This is a genomic window from Sphingomonas sp. Leaf17 (assembly GCF_001421505.1).
GTDB lineage: Bacteria > Pseudomonadota > Alphaproteobacteria > Sphingomonadales > Sphingomonadaceae > Sphingomonas.
Genome location: NZ_LMKL01000004.1, coordinates 1 through 21,162, shown reverse-complemented (window position 1 = coordinate 21,162; position 21,162 = coordinate 1). Strand labels below are relative to the sequence as shown.

The following is a 21,162-nucleotide window of genomic DNA, read 5'->3' as shown; positions in this document are numbered from 1 at the left end:
TTAAACTCCTGTGTTGCTGTCCAAGATAGGAAGGGCGTGGCGCAACACAATCGCAGCCTGTATCGACGGGCATATCGGATAGAAGAGGACGGGCATGACGATCGACGGCAAGGTAATGGTGACCGGCGGTGCCGGCTATATCGGCAGTCACGCGGTTCTCGCGCTGCTGGACTCCGGCTACGACGTCGTCGTGGTCGATAATCTGGTCACCGGATTCGACTGGGCGGTCGACCCGCGCGCGACGCTGGTCCGCGCCGATGTCAGTGACGACGCGGTCGTGCGCGCGACGATCCGCGATCACCGGGTCCGCGCGATCCTGCATTTCGCCGGATCGGTGGTGGTGCCGGAATCGGTCAGCGATCCGCTGAAATACTATCGCAACAACACCGCTGCCAGCCGGTCGCTGATCGAAAGCGCCGTGGCGGAGAATGTCCCGCACTTCATCTTCTCCTCCACCGCCGCGACCTATGGCACGCCGGCCACGACGAAGGTCGCCGAAACCGACCCGACGGTGCCGATCAACCCGTATGGCATGTCGAAGCTGATGACCGAAATCATGCTGCGCGACGTCGCCGCCGCCCATCCGATGAACTATTGCGTGCTGCGCTATTTCAACGTCGCCGGGGCCGATCCGCAGGGGCGCACCGGCCAATCGACCGCCGGGGCCACCCATCTCATCAAGGTCGCGGTCGAGGCCGCGACCGGCCAGCGTGACCGCGTCGGCGTGTTCGGGACCGACTTCGACACCCCCGATGGCACCGGCGTGCGCGACTATATCCACGTCACCGACCTGACCGCAGCGCATGTCGATGCGCTGGACCTGCTGGTCGCACGCCCGACCGAATCGCACACGCTGAACTGCGGCTATGGCAAAGGCTTTTCCGTGCTCGACGTGCTCGACGCGGTCGGGCGGGTCACCAACGTGACGATCACGCGCGATCTTCAGGGCCGCCGTGCCGGCGATCCGGCGATGCTCACCGCCGACAACAGCGCCATTCTCGCCACCCTGCCCTGGCGTCCCAAGCATGACGACCTCGACGGCATCGTCCGTGACGCGGTGAACTGGGAGCGCAAGCTGGCCGAGCGACGCGCATGAAGCTGCGGTCGCTGCTGTTCGTGCCCGGGGACCGGCCGGAGCGGATGACCAAGGCGCTGGCGGTCAGGGCCGACGCCCTGATCCTGGATCTGGAGGATGCGGTCGCGCTGTCGGCGAAACCGGCCGCGCGGGCCGCGGTGGCGAACTTTCTGGGCCAGCCCCACACGATGCCGCTGTTCGTGCGGATCAACCCGCTCGACACGCCGCTGGCCGATGACGATCTTGCCGCAATCCTGCCCGGACGGCCAGACGGGATCGTGCTGCCCAAGGCGCAAGGGGCCGCAACGCTGGCCGCGCTCGACGCAAGGCTGTCCGGCGACATCGCGATCCTGCCGATCGCCACCGAAACGCCGGCGGCGATCTTCGCGCTTGGCACCTATGGCGGCGTGACCCGGCGACTATGCGGACTGACCTGGGGCGCGGAGGACCTGCCCGCCGCGATTGGCGCGGCGACATCGCGCGAGGCGGACGGCAGCTATACCGCGCCTTATCAACTGGCGCGGTCGCTGACGCTGTTCGGGGCGCATGCCGCCGAGGTGCCGGCGATCGAGACGGTCTATCCCGACTTTCGCGATCTCGACGGTCTGGCCGCCTATGCCGCGCGTGGGCGTCGCGACGGCTTTGCCGGCATGATGGCGATCCACCCGGCACAGGTGCCGGTCATCAACACTGCCTTTTCACCCAGCGCGGCGGAGATCGACGCGGCGCAGGCGATCGTCGACCTGTTCGCCGCCAATCCGGGCGCGGGCGCGCTGGCGCTCGACGGCCGCATGGTCGACGCGCCGCACCTCAAGGCCGCGCGCCGGGTGCTATCGCTCGCCGCCGATTGACGCCCGCGCCCGCGCGGTCACCAGCCACCAGCCAAGCGCCCACAGGGTGCCGAAGCTCCACCCGGCGAGCACGTCGCTTGGCCAGTGTACGCCCAGATACACCCGGCTGCATCCGATCGCCCCGACCAGCAGGATCGCGACGGCCAGCAGATAACGCTGCGCGATCCTGTTGGGCGTGACCTGCGAGGCAAGTCCGGCGATCGTCAGATACACCACCGCGCTGCTGGCGGCATGACCCGACGGGAAGCTCATGTGACTGACCTCGACCAGATGTGGCACGACGTCCGGTCGCGGTCGCCCGACCTGCAGCTTGATAAGCTCGACCGCCCAGCCGCCGGTCAGGCTGGCCGCAATCGTCGCACCCGCCGTCAGCCACAGCCGCTCGGCCGCCAGCAGCCCGGCGACCAGCACGACGATGATCGTCAGCACCGTACCCCCGCCAAGCGCCGTCACGTCGACCGCCACCGCCCGCAACCATGTCGGCCCGCCCCAGTGGCGCAGCCCCAGCAGAATGTCGGCATCGAACGCGAACGGCCCATGGTCGACGATCAGGCCCAGCAGCAGCAGAACCGCGATCGCACCGGCAATCAGCCCGGCACCGGTCAAAATCGGCGGCATGCGTCGCCGGGGCGACGACAGGGACTGGGAGGGATCGGCAGCCATGGTTCGGCAATCCAGACGATGAGGGTGAACGATCCTCAGCCCCTGTCGCACCGGAAAGTTCCGCCACGACGCTGATGGTTACCGCGCATTAACGACCTCCACGGTATCACGGTATACGAATTGCCGAACGGGACCGCCGTATGCCACGTCGAATCAGATCGCTCATTACCGCGTTGAATACGGAAGTCCGCAAGCACGTCGCTGAATCGGCCGAGATCGCCAGCCGTACCAACATGCTGGCGCTGAACGCCACGATCGAGGCGGCGCGCTCCGGCGAGGCCGGACGCGGGTTCGCCGTTGTGGCGCAGGAAGTGAAGAATCTTGCCAGCCAGGCCCGTCAATCCTCCATCCGTTTTCGCGACGACGTGCTGGGCCGGCTGGATCAGGCCCTTGGCATTGCCGACGACCTGCTGCGTGACGTCGAGGGCGGACGGTTGTGCGAACTTGCCCAGTCGATCGCCGACACATTGGCCCGGACATTGTACGACCGCTCGATCGACGTTCGGATGCTCGCCTCCGACCACAGCGTTGTCGGTGCCCTGATGGCGGAGGTTTCCGAATCCCGCGTGCACGCGCGCGCGCTTGATCGGTTGCGGACGCTGCTGACCTATTCCCCCTATTTCCTGAACGCCTTCCTGGTGGATGCGGACGGTCGGGTCGTGGTGTCGGCGCATGAGAACGCGGCCGTCAAGACCGTCGATTTCCGGGGGTATCCGCAATTTCAGACGGTGGTGGCCGGGCATTGCACCGGCGGCTGGCTCGCCGACGAAGTCTGGGACAACCCCTGGTCGGATCATCGCAAGGTGCTGGTCTATGTATCGCCGGTCGCGTGCGAGGGCACGATCATCGGCGTCTGCTATCTCGAATATGATTTCGAGGGGCAGGCGCGGACGATCATCGACATCGACCGCCTTCACCGATCGAAGAGTACGACATCAATCGTCGACCATGCCGGCCGCGTCGTGGCGACCACCGGCAGCTACGATTTCCACGCCCCCCATCCCTATGCGATGGCCGGTGGATCATCGCACCTCGACGCGCGCGACGGCGTGACGATCGCCCAGGCTGCGACACCGACCGACCATGGCATGCCGGGCCTCGCCTTCCGCTGCATCATCGAGGACCATATCGCCAGCGACGCGCAGATTACGGCCGCGCTGCGCCAGCGTATCGACGGTGGCCGCGACCCCGGCCGCCCCCTGACACCCCGGCTGCGCCTTACGGCGTGACGCCCGCCGCATAGGCAATGCCGCGCTCAAGCCCGCGCAGTTCGGCAAGCCCGCGCAACCGGCCAAGCAGCGAATAGCCCGGGTTGGTCGTCCGCTGGAGATCGTCGAGCATCTGATGGCCGTGATCGGGCCGCATCGGAATGCTGCGCGCCTCGCGGCGGGACAATCGGTGAACGGCCGCCATCACCGCTGTCATACGCGCGTCTCCTTCAAGATGCGCGGCCTCGTGAAACGCGCCGCCCGGCTCTCGCTGCACCGACCGCAGGTGCAGGAAGCCGATCCTCGACCCCAGCCGGTCGACCATGCCGGGCAGGTCGTTGTCCGCGCGGACACCGAAGGATCCGGTGCACATGCACAGGCCGTTCGACGCATTGGGGACGCGCGTGAACAGATCGGTCACGTCGGCTTCGGTACTCACCACGCGCGGCAAACCAAAAATCGGGAATGGCGGATCGTCCGGGTGCACGACCAGCTTGATATCGAGTTCGTCGGCCAGCGGGCAGACGGCCTGCAGGAAGGCAACGTGATTGTCGCGCAACGTGGTCGCATCAATGCCGTCATATGTGCTGATCGCTTGGCGAAATTCAGCGGACGTGAACCCCTCCTCGCTGCCCGGCAGGCCGGCGATGATCGTGCGTTCAAGTGCGGCACGCGCCTCATCGTCCATCGCCGCGTAGCGCGTCTCGGCCGCAGCCTGTGTCGCCGCGTCGTAATCCCCGGCCGCACCGGCACGCCGCAGGATGAACAGGTCGTACGCCGCCACCGCGATCGGTTCGAAGCGCAGCGCGCGCGCGCCGTCCGGCAATTCCCAGCCAAGATCGGTCCGCGTCCAGTCCAGCAGCGGCATGAAATTATAGGTGACGACGCGGATCCCGCATGCCGCCAGATTGCGCAGACTCTGGCGGTAATGGTCGATCAGCCGATCCCAGTCGCCCGAGCGGGTCTTCAGCGCCTCGTCGACCGGCAGGCTTTCGACCACCGTCCAGTCAAGCCCGGCGGCCTGCACGACGGCCTTGCGCGCGGCGATGGCGTCGCGTTGCCACACCGCGCCATTGGGAACCTCGTGCAGCGCGGTCACGACTTCGGTCGCACCGGCCTGACGGATGTCGCGCAGCCGCACCGTATCGCCCGGCCCGAACCACCGCATCGTTTGTGTCATCAGCACGCTTATCGGCCCTCCTGAGCAACTTGAGCCGCGCGCGATGACGCGCGCAAAAGGCTCCACAACACACCCGCCGCCAGCAGATCGAGCGCTGCCAGCGCCGCGAACAGCGGGTCATACCCCCAGGCATCCGCGCTCTGCCCGATCAGCAGGGTGAACAGCATCCCGCCGACCCAGGCCGACGTTCCCGCCATGCCGCTCGCGGTACCCACCGCGCGGCTGTCGAACAGGTCGGTGCACAGCGTTATCAACGCGCCGCTGACCATCTGGTGCGCAAATCCACCGATGCAGAACAACAGGATCGCCACACCCGGCGACGCGGCAAGCCCGATACAGGCCGGCCCGATCATGCACGCGGCCCCCACGGTCATGGTGATCTTGCGCGACACCACCAGGGGCACGCCACGCTTCATCAACCACCCCGGCAGCACGCCCGCGGCCAGACTGCCGAAATCCGCCGCGAGAAAGGGCATCCATGCCCATAACGCGATGCTTTTCAGATCGAGCTGCCAGACCGATACGAGATAGAGCGGGATGAAGAAATTGAACGTCTGCCAGGCCGGCTCGGCCAGGAAGCGCGGCACCGCGATTCCCCAGAAACTGCGGCTGCGCAACAGGTCGCGCCGGGTCGTGGGCTTGGCGGCGACATCCTCGCCCCGCGCAGCGATCATACCCGCGCGGTCCGCCTCGGTCAGTTCGGGATGGTCGGCCGGACTGCGATAGCTCCAGTACCACAGGCCCGCCCAAACCAGGCTCAACCCGCCGGTCACGATGAAGGCCGCCTGCCAGTTCACGGCCAGGATGCAGAACGCGACCAGCGGCGGAGCGATCATGTTGCCGACGCTGGTTCCCATCTGGAACACGCTGGTCGCAAGCGGGCGTTCGCGCGGCGGAAACCATTCCGACACGCTCTTGGCCCCGGCGGGAATCGCGGCGGCTTCACTGGCCCCCAGCAAGGCGCGAAACAGCGCCAGACTTGGCCATCCGGTCGCCAGCGCATGCGCCATGTTGGCCAACGCCCAGCCAACCGCGAAAAGGAAGAAGCCGAGCCGCGTGCCCAATGCGTCGAGAACGCTGCCGGCGACGGTCTGCATCACCGTGTAGCTGGCCTGAAACGCGAGCACGACCCAGCTATAATCCTCGGTCGTCATCCCGAATTCGGACTTCAGCTGCGGTGCGGCGACCGACAGGGTCGAACGGGCCAGATAATTGAGGATCGTCCCCAGCGTCACCAGTCCGATCAGCCGCCAGCGCAACGGAACGGTGCGCCAGACCCGACGGAAACGGCCCCGGGAAGGATTCATCGCCGCATCCCGACACCAGCCAGAATCGCATCGTCGCCCTTGCCACCGCCGGACCGCGCGCCGACGCGGCCGATCGCCGTCCCGACACATCCATCGGCAGACGCGTCGGCGAGCGCGGGCGGAACGCTGGTAAAACAGGTTCCCGTGCCGATCTGCCGCATGACACGGTCGACGATCATGATTCCTCCCCTCATCCCATGATCGTAGCAGCCTGTAATTGGCCTTACCAGATAAAACCAACCCTTATGTCGGGTTGCGGTCTTTTGGTCGAGACACGCTGGTTTGACCGGGCACTATGCGATCAGACGACCACCATCGTGATCGAGCAGGGTCGGCACTCCGGCACCGCGACGCGACGATGCGCGCACCCGTCCGACCGGAGTATCATCGACGCGCGTCTATGCATCGCTGGCGCAGTAACCTACACGAGCAATGAAATGGACCTGAACTGGTAATGGTGGTGTAATCGTCGATGACTATCCGCAATCCATCCGATAGCGACGGGACCGACGCGGCGTCGCCCGCGTCGAACGACCGGCTGTATCAGCGGATCGCCCGAAAACTGTTTGACCAATTGAACGCGGGCGCGTTCGAGGTTGGTGACCGGCTTCCCTCCGAGCGCGAACTTGCGATTGATTACAGCGCGAGCCGCCCCGTCGTGCGCGAAGCGCTGATCGCGCTGGAGGTACAGGGCTTCATCGAAGTACGGCTCGGCTCGGGCGCCTATGTCACCCGGTTGCCGGGGCAGGACGAACAGCCCGGCTTTGCCATCACCGCATTTGAATTGACCGAGGCGCGACTGGCGTTCGAGGGGGAGGCGGCGGCTCTGGCCGCGCTGCAGATTACCGACGATCAGCTCGACCGACTCGACACGCTGGTCAAGGCCATGACCGCCGAAAACCTGCGGCCGGAGGTGACCGAGGAAGCCGACCGCGACTTCCACCTGACCATTGCCGCCGCCACGCGCAATGCCGGCATCCTGCGGACCATCGAGGATCTCTGGCACCTGCGATCGACCTCGCCGGAATGCGCCCTGCTCCACGCCAAGGCCCGCGACGCCAAGATCCGTCCGGTCGTCGAAGAGCATGCGCTGATCGTCAGGGCCCTGCGGGCGGGCGATGCGAATGCCGCGCGGGCGGCAATGCGCGCGCATCTTGCCTCGGTAATGGACCATCTGCTGTTCAGGACGGAAGAACTGGCGGTCGAGGAGGCGCGCCGGTCACTCGCCAAAACCCGTCGCCGATATGCGGTCGATACCAGGCCAACGCCCTGACGGGTTCACGCACACGGCAATGACCGCCGGCACCGTTACCCTGCGTCCGCACCAACCACAGAGAGCGACTGACAGGGCGACTGGTCGGGCACGATGCGATACGGCCCGGAACCGTGCGCCCGCGCCGCGTTAACGATCGCCCCTGCCCCGGAACTCGTTCACCGCGACGCCCCCGTCCCCAAATCGCGAGCCGTTTCGGATCTGCACAACACGATAATTGGCCGTTTGACACATCAAACCAGTTACGCCATGATTGTCTTACCAAATAAATCGACCATGCGCGTCGGTGGTATGACAACATCTGGTCAGTGCAGAATGCGCCGGATGATGTCGACAAACTCCGAGGGGAGAGGGGAAATGAACGTGTTCGATAAGAGGCTTTCGCCATCGGTCGCACTCTTGCTGGCCGCAACGGCACTCGCCGGAACGCCGGCGCTGGCGCAGGAACGACCGGCATCCGCCCCGCCCGCCGATCCGGCCACCCCCACCGTCACGACACCGACCAATCCCGACCAGACGACGGCCGCCCCGGATGCGGCGTCGCCGGTCGGTGCCGACGCGGACGGCGAGATCGTCGTCACCGGCTTTCGTCAAAGCTATGCCAATGCAATCCGATCGAAGCGGACCGAAGTCGCGATCACCGACGGCATCTCGTCGGACGGCCTCGGGCGGTTTCCCGACCTCAACGTCGGCGAGGCGTTGCAGCGTGTCCCCGGCGTGCAGATCAACCGCGAGGCGGAGGGGCGCAATGCGACCATCAACCTGCGCGGCCTTCCCGGCGAATATGCGCGTCTGACCATCAACGGCGTCGCCTTTGCCGAACCCGTTCTGGCCGATGCCGCACCGCTCGGGGCGTTCAATTCCGATATCTTCAGCGCGATCGTCGTCGACAAATCGCCGCTGGCCAATGCCCAGTCGGGCGGGCTGTCCGGCAACGTCGACCTTCAGATCGCCCCTGCCCTCGACCGCAAGGAAGGCGGATTCGTCAAGGCCGCGCTCGAATACAACCAGCTTGGCGACAAGTTCGCACCGGCGGCGACGCTTGGCTACAATCACCTGTTCTCCGACAGTTTCGCGGTCTTCGGCGTGCTGGCGTACAAGAAGGAGAATTTCCGCCGCGATACGCTGCAGTTCAACAGCTATTCCGCCTTCTCCGCGGCTCAGGCTCAGGCGAACGCGTCGATCCTGGGAGCCTATTATCCGCGCTCGGCGGCGTGCCCGTCCTGCACCGGCACGACATCGACGACCGGTGTTCTCTACAATTCGCAGCTGCGGCAATATTCACGGCTCAATCCAGGCAATCTGTACACCGGCGCGGCCGGTGCCGAATGGAAGCCCGATGACAACACGCGCGTCGGCGTCACCGGTTTCTACACGGATCGGCGACTGCCCAAAACGACGCAGTATCTGTCGATCGTCGGCAATAACGACGTCAGCCGCCTGACCGCGCTGTCGAGTCCGGTCGCGCTGGACGACGGGCGCTACGTCGTTACCGACATTGATTTTGCCAACGCCGCCGATCCGCGCGCGTCGACCCGTCGCCTTGGTATCGTTCAGCGCGCCTGGGGCATCAATGGCAAGGCCGAGTATAACGACGACAACTGGCGGCTCAGCTCGATCCTGACCGCGTCGAAGGCGCGCAACGAATCGGCGGAATTGTCGCTTGATTTCGATCGCCTCCAGACGACGAGCGGGAATGGTGGGTCGGGTACGCTGCGCACCGGTGCCGGCAATCTCGACGATTTCAGCTACACCCTCAATCCCACCCCGCTCATCAGCAGCGCGGTGCCGACATGGTATTGGGGCGGCGTTGCCGATCCCACGCAATATTACAATTCGCCGACCGCCGCCGGACGCACCAACCGGCTTCAGCTGACCGGCACCGAAAGCTATGTCACGACCGAAGTGCTCGCCTATCAGTGGGACGTCGAGCGGACCTTCACCGATAGCGCGATCAGCGGTATCCAGGCCGGGTTCCGGTTTGAACACAATGACTTCAAATCAGAAGGCTATCGCATCTCCGCCTTCGGGATCCAGACGCAGAACATCGACGGCAGCTTCATCACGCAAAGCCCGACGGCCAGCGACTTCTTCGGCGGCAAGGGCGGGGCCTACAGCACCAACTGGCAGGTCACGCCGTTTGAACAGGCGATCGCGCGGTTGCAGCCCGTCACCGTCTTCCCGGGCGGAGCGCTGTCGCCGCAGGGTTTCAACATCCGCTACAACGACAACAACTATTCGCTCTACAATTTCGACAACACCACCGACCTCGCGATTGGCTATGCCCAGGTCAAATACAAGATGGACCTTGGCGGGATCACCATCCGCGGCAATGGCGGCCTGCGCTACGAATATGCGCGCAATACGATCGACGCCCTCAACCGCGTGTCGCTGACCGGGACGATCGGCTCTCCCACTGACTTCCGCACGGTCACCTACAAGAACACCTACGGCAAGCTGCTGCCGTCGTTTATCCTCGTGGCCGATCTCAGCGACAAGCTGTTGCTGCGCGGTGCGGCCTATCGCACCTATGTCCGTCCGCAACCGCGCCAGTTCACGCCGGTCACGATTGTCGGCAATCCCGTCAACGGCGTCTATTCGCTGACGCTGGGCAACCCGGACCTCAAACCCTATGACTCGACGTCGTTCGACGTGTCGCTGGAATGGTATAACCGGCCCAACGGGATCGTGTCGCTGGCCGGGTTCCAGAAGCGGATCACCGGCCTGATCGCCAACATTTCCGATCCGCGCCAATTGTGCCCGCCCGATGCGACCGCGCTGGGACTGGGTCGACTGACCGTGAACGGCGACCGGTGCGAAAGCAGCCTGATCTACACGGGCGGTGCCGTGCCGACGCCGTTCCTGGTCGCCGCCAGCGGCTTCGTGAACCAGACCAGCCCGATCACGGTCCGTGGCCTGGAGGTGAACGTACAGCAGAGCCTGGACTTCCTGCCGGGGGCGCTCAGCCACCTTGGCGGCGGCTTCAACTATGCCTTCACCGACATCAGCGGCAAAACCGCATCGGGTGCCCAGGCGACCCTGCCGGGCGTGTCGAAGCACAACGCCAACCTGATCGGCTATTATGAAACCACCGATTATGGCCTGCGTCTGGTCTACAACGTGCGCAGCAAATACGACCTGGCGTCGGCCGGAACCTTCACCGGGGCCGCACGACAGGTCCGGTCGCGTGGCCAGCTCGACATGTCGGCCTCGTACAACGTCAACGACCGGGTTTCACTGTCGTTCGATGCCTACAACCTCACCAATGCGATCCGCGTCGAATATGAGAATGATCCGCGGCTCATCCGTCGCGCGGACTATGACGGCCGGACCTTTACCGTGACTGCGCGTTCGACCTTCTAATCCTACCCTGTCCCCCACGACTGGCGGCGCCCCTCCTTCCGGAGCGGGCGCCGTCCTTTTATCAGCGCTCTGCGCCGTACCGGAGGCGTGCGCGGTCCAGCACGATCTCGACCCGGTCGAGGATCACGCCGGGATCGAGCGCCTTTATCGCCAGCCGGTGCGTGCCGGCGGCAAGCTGGGACAGCGGCACAGCGGCTATGGCGGTATTGGACAGCACATTGCCGCGCCAACGGTCGCTGCGGCCGGTGGTCGCGAGATCGAGCGTGATGGCCGGACCATCGTCCAGCGATACCGCAACCCGCACGCCATGCGCGGGATTGATCGGATGTGTCGGCAACGCCACGACACGCAGCGTCGCGTCCGCCGTGGTGACGGTGGCGAAGCGATACCGCGCGGGTGCGGTGGGTCCGGCCTTGCCGATGGGTGCGACAAGGCTCGCGCCCATGCTGCCCAGTCCCGGTTGCAGGATCCATCCGCCCCTGCCCTCTGCGCCACCGGCCGGTATCGTCACCCGTCGATCGCGCTCGACAAACGGACCCGACGCCGCCGGTGGTCGTGCCACCGCCGCGGCATGCAGCAGCAGCGGCGCGCCATCGCAGGCGATTTGCAGCGTGCCGGGTGTTCCGACGCCGTCATAGCGCACGGTCAGCCGCGCCTCGTAGGCGCTGGCCTTGGACAAGGTGCCAGCCGTCGTCTGAAGCGACAGCCCGCCCGTCGCCTTGACCAGTCGCCATGCGGTGTCCTGCGGCCGATAGCCGAACAGCGTGACCTGTCGCTCGGCGGGCTGGCCGGGCACGAACGACAGGGTGTTCTCATCCCCGATCCACGCGCCCCACGCCGCAAGCGCACAGCCGGTGCGCGCCGACGGCGTCCAGTGCGGCCACACCGGTTCGTCGAACACCGGCAGGCGACGGGGTGCCATGTCCATGATCCCGCGCCACTTGCCACCACCCAGTGCGTTGAAGGCCGCGGTATCCGCGACCAGCGCGGCGTGTGCCGCGCGCGCGCGATCGACATAGACATTGGCACCCGCGCGCTGCTGGCGGGCATACAGGTTGGCAAGGTCCAGCGACAGGATCCGGTCGTTCAGCCCCGCCGCCCCCCGCACGGGATACAGCACCAGTTCGAAATAGGCATCGCGCCGATCGGCGGGCAGGCGCGCCGCGATCGCCGCTGCCCGGGCGGCCAGATCGCGATAGGCCGCGACACGCGCCTGCGCCTCCTCGCCGTCCGACTGGACATAGTCGGACGGGCGGTTCGGCGTGACCCATTCGGTTTCGCCGAAGCCCATGAACTCGGGTCGCCGTTCCCATGCCAGGTCGTAGAAGCGGGTCATGATCGCGGCGATCGCAGGCCCGTCGGCGCTGCCGAACTGTTCGGCCATGAATCGCGTCAGGTGTGCCTCTGGCGTTTCGTCGAACAGCCGTGCGTCAAAGGCGAGATCGAGGAAATACTGGCTGAGATACTCGATCGGCTTGATATCGCCGACATTGACGATCCACATACGCCGCGCGTCCGTGTCCCACGCGCGGCGCATCTGCTCGCGGATCAGGGCGGGATGGGTCGTGCCAAGCCAGAGATAGTCGTGCGGCCGTCCCCAATAGGACAAGTGATAATAGACTCCGGCCCCACCACGGCGGGTCCGCTCGGCAGGCGTGCTCAGCCGTCGCAGATAGCCGTAATTGTCGTCGGTCCACATCAACGTAACGTCGTCCGGTACCTTCAGGCCGGCGTCATAGGCCTCCTGCAACTCATGATAGGCGACGAACACCTGCGGGATGTCCGACAGCGGCCGCTTCACCATGCTGGCCAGCAGGGCCTGCTGCCGCGCGAACACCGTCTCCAGGATGGCTCGCCGCTCGTCATTGGTGGTCGCACCCTGCATCGGTCCGTCGTGGATGCCGCGCAGGCCGAGCGTGTAGATGCTGTCCCATTGCCGCGTGGATGCGATGCGGTCGCGCCAATAGTCCACGATGGCGTCCGGGCGGCGGGTGAAGTCGAACGCGCCGCGCTTGCTTTCATCCCATTCGCGCAGGTTGTTGCGCATCATCGGTTCGGCGTGGCTGGTGCCGATGACGATCCCGTAGGCGTCGGCCAGCGGTGCGTTGCCGGGGTCGCCGTAGAAAGGCGTCGAGATGCTGTGCATCGCCGGCCACAGCGTGTTCGCCTTCAGCCGCCACATCAACTCGAACACCCGGGCATAGGTTCGCGGGCCGATATTGCCCTTGGCCGGATCGTAGGTCTTTGCCGCCCAGGGCTGAAGGCCCCAGTCCTCGTCGTTCAGGAAGATACCGCGATACCGCACCGACGGACTGCGCGACACGACCGTCGCATCGTCGATCGCGAGATGCGGTCGCTTGCGGGGGGCGACATCGGCCCACCAGCGCCAGGGCGAAACGCCCAGCGCGCGCGACAGATCGACCGCACCATAAACGGTGCCGCGCCGGTCGGATCCGGCAATCAGCAGGATGGTACGCCCGTCGACGCGCAGGGTCGCACGGACGTTGCGTTCCCACGCACCGGCCAGCATCGACAGGTCGACGCCGCCCTGCCTCGTCAGGCGGGCGATCAGCGGCGAGTCGTAGCGGCCCAGCACGATGCAGGTCGCCGCGCAGGCGGACAGCGCGGTCACCACCGCCGGGCGTGCGGCACCCAGGCTGGCAAGATCGTCGGCAAGCATACCGGCGGCCAGCGTCGCCGTCTCGCCCATCCCGGCGGAGTCGATCAGGACGGTCGTCCGGTCGAGCGACACCGGTGCCGCGGAGGCCGCCGTCCCGCCAGCCAGCGTCGTCGTACTCGCCAATACTACCCAGAGCAATCGTCGCATCCTGAGAACTCCTAATTGGTCTTGCCACTCTGTCGCGAACGGTCAAATATGGTCATGCCACTCGGCATACGCTAAGTCGAGCGACAGACAAGAAACGGGAGGCGAGGATGAGGAACGGAACGTCGCGCATGGCAGTGTCCATCGCGCTGGTGGTGGCCGCAACACACGCGGTGGCGGCGGAACCCGGCGCCCAACGCGATACCCTGTATCGCCATATCGACCCGCGTGTCGGCACGGGCAATGACGATCAGGGCGACACCGTGCCGGGTCCGACACGGCCCGGCGGTTCGATCCATCCCAGCCCCGAAACGCTGGTCGGCAGCAACGCCGGTTACGACAAGGACGCGCCGGTCAGCGGCTTTGCGCAACTGCACACACAAGGGTCGGGCGGGCGGACGACCTATGGCACGTTCCTCGTGTCGCCGCAGACGGGCGATCCCGTATTCGACGAGACGCAGCACCTGTCACCGAAAGCGGACGAACGGCTCGCGGCGGACGCCTATGGCGTGACGCTGACACGCTACGGCATCCGGGCAGAGGTCACGCCCGCCCCCTATGCCGCCATGTACCGCTTCAGCTATCCGACGGGCAAACCGGCGACGATGGTGTTCGACATCACCCGCAAGATTCGCGGCGAGCTGGCAAGCGCGGGGGCCGACGTGACACTCGACCCCGCACGCGGAAGGATCACCGCGCGCGTGCGGGCCAGGAGCTACTGGAACCCGGCAGAGGTCGATATCTGGTTCGTGGCCCAGCTCGATCGCAAGCCTACCCGCTGGGGCGTGCGCGTCGGCGAGCAGGATCGGGCCGGCGCCACGCAAGCCAGCGCGGGGGCCGACACCCGGCTGGCGGGATGGTGGCAGTTCGATGCAAAACCGGGGACGCCGGTGCAGATGAAGGTCGCGGTATCCTTCACCAGCGCCGAGCGCGCCGGCGAATTGCTCGCCGAGGATATTCCCGACTGGAACTACGATGCCGTCCGTCGCGGTGCACAGGCCGACTGGAACCGGGAGCTTGCCCGCGCGACGATCGACGGGGTCGGCGATGCGGATAAACGCCGCTTCTACACCGCGCTTTATCACAGCGCGATCCAGCCGCGCGACCGCACCCGGGATCAGCCGCCGGCGGATCGCGCGACACCGCATTGGGACGATTATTACACGCTGTGGGACACCTACCACACCGGCTTCCCACTGATGACGCTGCTACGACCCACCGCCTATCGCGGCAATGTCGCGTCCATCGTGCGAACCTTCGAACGCTTTGGTGCGGCACACACCGCCTTCATCGCCGGGCGAAACTATCACGTCGGCCAGGGCGGGGACGAGGTCGACAATGTGCTGGGCGAAGGCCTGATCCGCGGTGTCCCCGGCGTCGACTGGAACCGGGCGGCGGCGGTCGCGCTGCACAACGCGCACGAGGAACGCCGGCCGCGCTATCTGATCGATGGCTGGTTCGCGGTGGGCGACCGCAGCCCCGAACCCGACAACCAGCGCGCACGGTCCGGTTCCTCCACGCCCGCCTTCGCGCTCAACGATTTCTATGCCGGGCGACTAGCGGCGGTGGCGGGGCAGCCCGACGAGGCGGCGGCGCTGCTGAAGCGGTCGGGCAACTGGCGCAACGTGTGGAATGCCGGCGCGACCAGCGACGGCTACAGCGGGTTCATCATCCCCCGCCATGCCGACGGGCGCTTCCAGACGATCGACCCCAAGACCGGATGGGACGGCAAGAAGTATGAAAATGTCGGCTTCTACGAAGGAACGGCCTGGGTCTATTCCTACACCATGCTCCACGACCTGCCCGGCATGGTCGCGGCGATGGGTGGGCGCGACCGGTTCATCCAGCGGCTGCGCCACGCTCTCGACACCAACCTGATCGACATCACCAACGAACCGAGCTTCGCGACGCCGTGGCTGTTCAGCGATGTCGGCCGGCCCGACCTGGCCAGCTACTGGGCGAACCGCATCTTTCAGCGCTTCACGCCGGACGCCTATCCCGGTGACGAGGACAATGGCGCGATGAGCTCGCACTATGTCTTCAACCGGCTGGGCCTGTTTCCCAAGCTGACGACCGACCTGTATTATCTCCACGCGCCGCACCAGCCGCACGCAGTCATCACCGGCGAGGACGGCAAGCGTTTCGCCATCACGGCAAGGGACTGGGCACCGGACAAGATCTACATCGCCAGCGCCACGCTGAACGGCCGCCCGCTCACCACCCCCTTCGTGCGACAGGCGGATATCACGGGCGGCGGCGAGCTGGTGCTGACGGTCTCGGCGACGCCGACGCGGTGGGGGCAGTAAGCGCCCCTATTCGGCGCGCCCCGGGCGCGCCGCCGCCACCGCCGTTCCGGCACCACTGAACGGAGACAGGCGGAACGAAAAATGGCGCGGTGCCAGCGGCACGCGATAGCGCGGCATCGGTCGCCCGTCCGCATTCCACTGCGTGTCGCCGCCCACCCCCGTCTGGACCGCGTCGACCAGCAGCGAGACGTGATCGCTCGGCACGATATCGGTGCTCTTGCGCGTTCCCGGCGCGCGGCGCGACAGGTCCTCGTACGGGAAGGCAAGCGCGTTGACCGACAATGGCTCGGCACCAGCGACCCGCAGGCCGGGCTGGCCCGCACCGGTCAGTTCGAGCCAGCGGACATCCACCTTGTTGCCGGTTTCCTGCGGTCGCATGTAGTCATGGTTCTGCTCGGCGATCGCACCACGCCACAGACCGATCGCGGCGGATGTCTTGCGATCCTGATAGGTTTCGTGCGGACCGCGGCCATACCAGCCGATCGTCGTGTACGTCTGCGGCATCGCATAGGAAAAGCCGATCCGCGCCGGATCGGGCAGATCGCGTTTGAGCGGCGTGAAATCGCCGTCGACCTCGACCGATCCATCCCCATTCATGCGGTAGCGGGTGACGAAGCGCACCGCGCCATCGCCCATGACGTGGCGGACGGTTACCTGTGCGCCGCCACCGGGAACCGGCACGGCCTCGACCCCCTCGACCCGCCGATTGCGCGACATGGCATCCCACACGGCGTGATCGGCGGCGGGGCGCGTGCCGATGTCGTTGTCGGTCAGCGGCCGGCTGAAATTCGGTGCGCCGCCGCGTAGCATGTCCGCCCGACCGACCGCATAGCGCGCCAGCAGCCCCGTCGCGCGGTCGATCGCCAGCGTCGCCCCCTTGGCGGCAAGCGTGATCGTGCCGCCCTGCGTCGTGATCGCGACCGGTCCGGCGGGCGCGACGCCAGGCGCGGCTGGAGCGGTAAGCGGGAACTGCTCCCAGCCGACGACCTGCCCGGCCGGGACCAGCGGAATGGTATCCGCACCCGCCATCGCGCGGATCATGACCAGATATTCGACTCCGGCCTTGCGCGGCAACCGTGCGATCGGCAACGTGAACGTCTCGCTTCCTCGGGCCACGGTACGCAATGCCGGGCCACGGCCATGCGCGACGGGCACGCCGTCGGCGGTCACCTGCCAGTCGAACGTGAAGCCCGACAGGTCGCGAAAATCATGGCGGTTGACGACGGTGAAGCGCCCGGCGGCGGCATCGGCGGCGGCGAACTGGACCGGCGCATAGACTTTCTGCACCTCGTACGCTTGCGGATTGGGCGTCCGGTCCGGCTGGTAGAGTCCATCCCCGAACTCGATTTCCCCGCCCGGATTGGGACCATATTCGCTGCCGTCGCCCCAATAGCGGCGACCGTCCTTCGTATAGCGATACATCGACTGGTCGACCCAGTCCCAGATGAAGCCACCCTGCAACCGGTCGGGATGCGCGTAGATCGCAGTCCAGTACTCGACCAGATTGCCGCCCGAATTGCCCTGCATATGCGCATATTCGCACTGGATCATCGGCTGGCGGAACGCGGTATGCCGGGCATAGTCCACCATGTCGTCGACGCTGTCGTACATCGGCGCATAGATGTCGGCGAAGGCGTTTGGCCGGTGATCCGACAATTGCGTCCAGCCAAGGTACGAGATCAGTCGTGTCGGGTCGATCGCCCGCGCCGCGGCCGCCGCCGCCTCGAAATTGGGGCCGTTGCCGGATTCGTTGCCGAGGGACCAGAAGATCACGGATGGATGGTTCTTGTCGCGCTCCACCATATTGACCACGCGGCTGACCTGCGCGGCCCGCCAGGCCGGATCATAGCCGATCTCGACCTTGGTCCGGTCGATTCCCGTCTGCCGCGCGTTGACCAGATAGCCGTGGCTCTCGATATTGGCCTCGTCCATCACATACAGGCCATAGCGGTCGGCAAGCGCATACAGCCGCTCGTCATTGGGGTAGTGCGAGGTGCGGACCGCGTTGATGTTGTTGCGCTTCATCAGTTCGATGTCGCTACGCATCGACGCCTCGGAGATGACGTGGAATGCCTCGGGATCATGCTCGTGACGGTTGACGCCGCGAATGGTGATCGGACGCCCATTGACCGTGACAAGGCCGTTGCGGATTGCGACGGTCCGGAAACCGATGTCCTGCGCGGTCGCCTGAACGACCCTGCCCTGCGCGTCGAGCAGTTCGACCAGCACCGTATACAGGTTGGGGGTTTCCGCGGTCCATGCACGCACCGCCGGCGTCGTCGCGGCAATGGTCGTCACGTCCCCTGTGACCGGGACGGTCCGCGCCAACACCGGGCGGCGACCGTCGAGCAGTTGCGCGCGCACGGTCATTCCCCGTGCGGCCGCGCTCGTCTTCAATGTCAGGTCGAGCGTTCCGTCGCGATACCCGTTCGCCAGGCCTGCGCGAACACCGATATCGGCGATTCTGGCGCGGGGCGCGGCGATCAGATACACCGACCGCTCGATTCCCGACACGCGCCAGAAATCCTGGTCCTCCAGATAGCTGCCGTCGGACCAGCGAAAGACCTGAATCGCAATCGTATTGCGACCGGCGCGGGCAAACCGCGTGACGTCGAACTCGGATGGCAGCTTGGAATCCTCGGCATAGCCGGCCTCCTGCCCGTTCACCCAGACGCGGTAGGCCGATCCGGCCGCGCCGATATGCAGGATGACGTCGCTGCCGGTCCAGTCGGCGGGCAGCGTCACGTCGCGGCGATACGATCCGACCGGATTGCTGGCATGCGGAATCAACGGGCGGTTTGCGGGAAAGGGATAGGTGATGTTGTTGTAGCGCGGCTGGTCATATCCGTGCGCCTGCCAGTCCGCGGGGACCGGGATCGTCTTCCATGTCGATACATCGTAATCCGGGCGCTCGAATCCCGTTGGCAGGCGATCGGCATCGGTGGACAACGCGAAATGCCAGTCGCCATCCAGCGACACGTAGCGCGAAGACGACGCCATCGTCCCTGCCAATGCCTTTGCGCGCGTCTCGAACGGAAAGCCGGTCGCGCGTGCGGGCAATCTATTTCGCGCGAAGACCGCCGGATTTTCCCAGTCGGGGCGGCGCGGATCGACCTGCACTTCGCGTGGCGCGGTCTGTGCCGCCGACGGTGCTATCGGCAGGAGGAGCACCAACGGCGTCCAGCGCAGGAAGGTCATTGATCGGACTCCGGAAAACGCCATTCTAGGATCGGCGCGGCATCGGCAAACACCAGTCGAACATAACGCGCGCGACCCGCCACGGGCAGCGCGATTGGCGATCCCGTCGCGGTCCGGGCCGTACCGACATCGCGCCATCGCTGGCCGTCGAGCGACGTCTGCAGCGTCCAGGTCAGGGGTGATGTGACGAAGGCGGGGCGCAGTTCGCTGGCCCCGATCGACATCGGTACGCCGAAATCGGCCTGCAACCATGCCGGACCTTTACCCGCGTCCCAGCCGGTCGCGTAATTATCGTCCCCCGCTGCACCCGCCGCATGAACGGTATCGACGACGTGCGAAGCGGTCAGCCGCGGCGTGCGTGTCGGGCCGCGATCCTTGGCAAGGCCGGGAAGCACCGGCCCCGCATGCGTCGGACGCACCGGATCCAGCCGGTTGCCCCGAACCACCAGCCGGTCAATCGCCACCTGTCGCAACACCGTGTCACCGGCGGGCGGGTATGGCAGCGCCTGACGGTGATAGAGGATATAGGGCTGCGTTCCGATCCGCGCGATCGCGTGATGACCGGGGCTGATGATATTGCGCGACGAGTCGGTGGCGAGCAACGGCGCATCGCGGGGTTCGGTGAAGGGACCAAGCGGGGAAGCGCCGACGGCATAGCGCACCTGGTAGGTATCCCTGGTCGTATTGCCCCAGCTATAGGTCAGGAAATAGTGGCCGTTCGCCTTGAACATGAACGGTGCCTCGAAATAATGGGCCGGCGTCACGTCGACCGGCTCGCCATCGAAGGTCACCATGTCGGGCTTCAGCCGCACCGCGAAGCAGTGGCCGTTCACCCAGTTCAGTCCCGACCCCCAATAGAGATAGGGTGTCCCGTCATCATCGACGAACACCTCCGCATCGATCATGTGATAGCCGGGACGAAAGTTACCCGGGATCAACGGGCGATCGCCAAGTGCGTTGCGCCAGGGACCGGCGGGATGGTTCGCCACGCCGACCCAGACTTCGCTCCCGACCGACACATACATCCAGAAACGCCCGTCTCGCGCCCGGACGACCGACGGCGCCCACACGCGGCTTGTGTTGGATGTCGGGCTGCTTGCGGCTGATTTGGTCGGCCAGTTCAGCGTAGAAAACGTCCAGTGCCGAAAATCACGCGAACGCCACAACCCCAGCGTCTCGCCCCCCCAGGGGTCGATTGTCGCGTAGATGAACCACTCGCCGTCATGACGAACGATCGACGGATCGGCGAAATAGCCCGGAAGCAACGGGTTGCCGGCACCGGGTGCTGTCCATCCGACTGGCTCGGCCGTGACCGCTGTTCCAACGACCGATGCGACAAGCGCCAGTGAGGCCCATAACAGTCTTGGCATATGCCGTCGATTATCCCCGCCCCTATGACCGGCTTCATGACGACGGCCTGCCTCTGCTTGCCCCAGGATAACTGGTCAGTCAAAGGGCTTTGCGGTGGTCTACCACTAATCTTCTGAGCGTGCAGAACGTGCAGCACAAGAACGAATGGCTGCACCGCGTTAGTTACACCTCGCCGGTTGGATGAATGCACGCGGCGACGGGACTGGTGGTTTCAGCTTTGTCGCCGGCGTGAGAACCGGGTTCTGAGAGCGGGCGTTGAGGTGGCTCGTCCGGCGGACTGCTACGGGAGGTATGTGGTAAGTTGTCGCGCTTACATCGCCTTGGCGCTGTTCTGGATATTTCGGTTCACGGCTCCGACGAGCATTGTCGCTATGTGCTGGAGCGGAAACGCAAAAAGGCCCCGGAGCCGTTGGCTTCCGAGGTATTATAAATGAGGTTGGTTGCGGGGACAGGATTTGAACCTGTGACCTTCAGGTTATGAGCCTGACGAGCTACCGGGCTGCTCCACCCCGCGACGTTGTGTAGTATTGTGAATGGGTTTTT

Annotated in this window: 13 protein-coding genes and 1 tRNA gene; 6 read left to right on the top strand and 8 right to left on the bottom strand. The window is 65.8% G+C overall.

Annotated features, from left to right (window positions below; translation table 11 throughout):
* The first annotated feature begins 94 nt into the window (after window positions 1–94).
* Together galE and ASE75_RS04375 are read left to right on the top strand one after the other, a co-directional pair.
* Window positions 95–1,096 (top strand): UDP-glucose 4-epimerase GalE, encoded by a 1,002-nt coding sequence (gene galE / locus ASE75_RS04380; RefSeq protein ID WP_055929552.1) that lies wholly within the window; start codon window positions 95–97, stop codon window positions 1,094–1,096.
* Window positions 1,093–1,926: an HpcH/HpaI aldolase/citrate lyase family protein gene (locus tag ASE75_RS04375; protein WP_055929549.1), complete on the top strand. Its 834-nt coding sequence runs from the start codon at window positions 1,093–1,095 to the stop codon at window positions 1,924–1,926. Before galE ends, ASE75_RS04375 begins: the two co-directional genes overlap by 4 nt.
* On the opposite strand, the gene ASE75_RS04370 is transcribed toward ASE75_RS04375, so the two are convergent.
* Complete coding sequence (locus ASE75_RS04370) at window positions 1,906–2,544, bottom strand: phosphatase PAP2 family protein (RefSeq protein ID WP_055929546.1); 639 nt, start codon at window positions 2,542–2,544, stop codon at window positions 1,906–1,908. The two genes, ASE75_RS04375 and ASE75_RS04370, sit on opposite strands and share 21 nt — an antisense overlap.
* 218 nt (window positions 2,545–2,762) lie before the next feature.
* Here ASE75_RS04370 and ASE75_RS16100 point away from each other — a divergent pair, with 218 nt between their 5' ends.
* Window positions 2,763–3,818, top strand: coding sequence for a cache domain-containing protein (locus tag ASE75_RS16100; protein ID WP_327196309.1), 1,056 nt, complete (start codon window positions 2,763–2,765; stop codon window positions 3,816–3,818).
* Here the strand turns inward: ASE75_RS16100 and uxuA are convergent.
* Genes uxuA through ASE75_RS04350 form a run of 3 tightly spaced genes read right to left on the bottom strand, consistent with a single transcriptional unit; the run spans window position 3,808 to window position 6,463 of the window.
* Entirely contained in the window at window positions 3,808–4,977 is a 1,170-nt protein-coding gene (gene uxuA, locus ASE75_RS04360; RefSeq protein ID WP_055930959.1) for a mannonate dehydratase, read from the bottom strand. The two genes, ASE75_RS16100 and uxuA, sit on opposite strands and share 11 nt — an antisense overlap.
* A gap of 8 nt (window positions 4,978–4,985) precedes the next feature.
* Window positions 4,986–6,284, bottom strand: coding sequence for an MFS transporter (locus tag ASE75_RS04355; protein ID WP_055929544.1), 1,299 nt, complete (start codon window positions 6,282–6,284; stop codon window positions 4,986–4,988).
* A complete protein-coding gene (locus ASE75_RS04350; RefSeq protein ID WP_055929542.1) occupies window positions 6,281–6,463 on the bottom strand; it encodes a hypothetical protein in 183 nt (60 codons plus the stop codon). Before ASE75_RS04350 ends, ASE75_RS04355 begins: the two co-directional genes overlap by 4 nt.
* A 293-nt stretch (window positions 6,464–6,756) precedes the next feature.
* Between ASE75_RS04350 and ASE75_RS04345 the strand changes: the two genes are divergently transcribed.
* Together ASE75_RS04345 and ASE75_RS04340 are read left to right on the top strand one after the other, a co-directional pair.
* A complete protein-coding gene (locus tag ASE75_RS04345; RefSeq protein WP_082463812.1) occupies window positions 6,757–7,557 on the top strand; it encodes a FadR/GntR family transcriptional regulator in 801 nt (266 codons plus the stop codon).
* A 357-nt stretch (window positions 7,558–7,914) separates the two neighbouring features.
* Complete coding sequence (locus ASE75_RS04340; RefSeq protein ID WP_055929539.1) at window positions 7,915–10,920, top strand: TonB-dependent receptor; 3,006 nt, start codon at window positions 7,915–7,917, stop codon at window positions 10,918–10,920.
* Window positions 10,921–10,981: 61 nt separating this feature from the next.
* Here ASE75_RS04340 and ASE75_RS04335 read toward each other — a convergent pair whose 3' ends face one another.
* On the bottom strand, window positions 10,982–13,747 hold the full coding sequence (locus ASE75_RS04335; RefSeq protein WP_055929538.1) for a glycosyl hydrolase 115 family protein: 2,766 nt from the start codon (window positions 13,745–13,747) through the stop codon (window positions 10,982–10,984).
* Between the two features lie 128 nt (window positions 13,748–13,875).
* Between ASE75_RS04335 and ASE75_RS04330 the strand changes: the two genes are divergently transcribed.
* Window positions 13,876–16,050: a GH92 family glycosyl hydrolase gene (locus ASE75_RS04330; protein WP_235512509.1), complete on the top strand. Its 2,175-nt coding sequence runs from the start codon at window positions 13,876–13,878 to the stop codon at window positions 16,048–16,050.
* A 6-nt stretch (window positions 16,051–16,056) separates the two neighbouring features.
* Here ASE75_RS04330 and ASE75_RS04325 read toward each other — a convergent pair whose 3' ends face one another.
* The 3 genes from ASE75_RS04325 to ASE75_RS04315 form a co-directional block, all read right to left on the bottom strand.
* The gene (locus ASE75_RS04325; RefSeq protein WP_055929534.1) at window positions 16,057–19,248 is read right to left on the bottom strand and encodes a glycoside hydrolase family 2 TIM barrel-domain containing protein; all 3,192 of its coding nucleotides are present in this window, start codon (window positions 19,246–19,248) and stop codon (window positions 16,057–16,059) included.
* The gene (locus ASE75_RS04320; RefSeq protein ID WP_055929531.1) at window positions 19,245–20,618 is read right to left on the bottom strand and encodes a family 43 glycosylhydrolase; all 1,374 of its coding nucleotides are present in this window, start codon (window positions 20,616–20,618) and stop codon (window positions 19,245–19,247) included. The genes ASE75_RS04325 and ASE75_RS04320 overlap by 4 nt, the downstream gene beginning before the upstream one ends.
* Window positions 20,619–21,056: 438 nt before the next feature.
* Window positions 21,057–21,133: transfer RNA gene (locus ASE75_RS04315), tRNA-Met, on the bottom strand.
* Window positions 21,134–21,162: the final 29 nt, after the last annotated feature.

What these genes read in the sequence shown, in the direction of transcription:
- ASE75_RS04325 (WP_055929534.1), bottom strand. Translation starts at nt 19,248, where the DNA reads ATGACCTTCCTGCGCTGGACGCCGTTGGTGCTCCTCCTGCCGATAGCA.
- ASE75_RS04340 (WP_055929539.1), top strand. Translation starts at nt 7,915, where the DNA reads ATGAACGTGTTCGATAAGAGGCTTTCGCCATCGGTCGCACTCTTGCTG.
- ASE75_RS04320 (WP_055929531.1), bottom strand. Translation starts at nt 20,618, where the DNA reads ATGCCAAGACTGTTATGGGCCTCACTGGCGCTTGTCGCATCGGTCGTT.
- ASE75_RS04345 (WP_082463812.1), top strand. Translation starts at nt 6,757, where the DNA reads ATGACTATCCGCAATCCATCCGATAGCGACGGGACCGACGCGGCGTCG.
- galE (WP_055929552.1), top strand. Translation starts at nt 95, where the DNA reads ATGACGATCGACGGCAAGGTAATGGTGACCGGCGGTGCCGGCTATATC.
- ASE75_RS04370 (WP_055929546.1), bottom strand. Translation starts at nt 2,544, where the DNA reads ATGCCGCCGATTTTGACCGGTGCCGGGCTGATTGCCGGTGCGATCGCG.
- uxuA (WP_055930959.1), bottom strand. Translation starts at nt 4,977, where the DNA reads ATGACACAAACGATGCGGTGGTTCGGGCCGGGCGATACGGTGCGGCTG.
- ASE75_RS04330 (WP_235512509.1), top strand. Translation starts at nt 13,876, where the DNA reads ATGGCAGTGTCCATCGCGCTGGTGGTGGCCGCAACACACGCGGTGGCG.
- ASE75_RS04335 (WP_055929538.1), bottom strand. Translation starts at nt 13,747, where the DNA reads ATGCGACGATTGCTCTGGGTAGTATTGGCGAGTACGACGACGCTGGCT.
- ASE75_RS04375 (WP_055929549.1), top strand. Translation starts at nt 1,093, where the DNA reads ATGAAGCTGCGGTCGCTGCTGTTCGTGCCCGGGGACCGGCCGGAGCGG.
- ASE75_RS04355 (WP_055929544.1), bottom strand. Translation starts at nt 6,284, where the DNA reads ATGAATCCTTCCCGGGGCCGTTTCCGTCGGGTCTGGCGCACCGTTCCG.
- ASE75_RS04350 (WP_055929542.1), bottom strand. Translation starts at nt 6,463, where the DNA reads ATGATCGTCGACCGTGTCATGCGGCAGATCGGCACGGGAACCTGTTTT.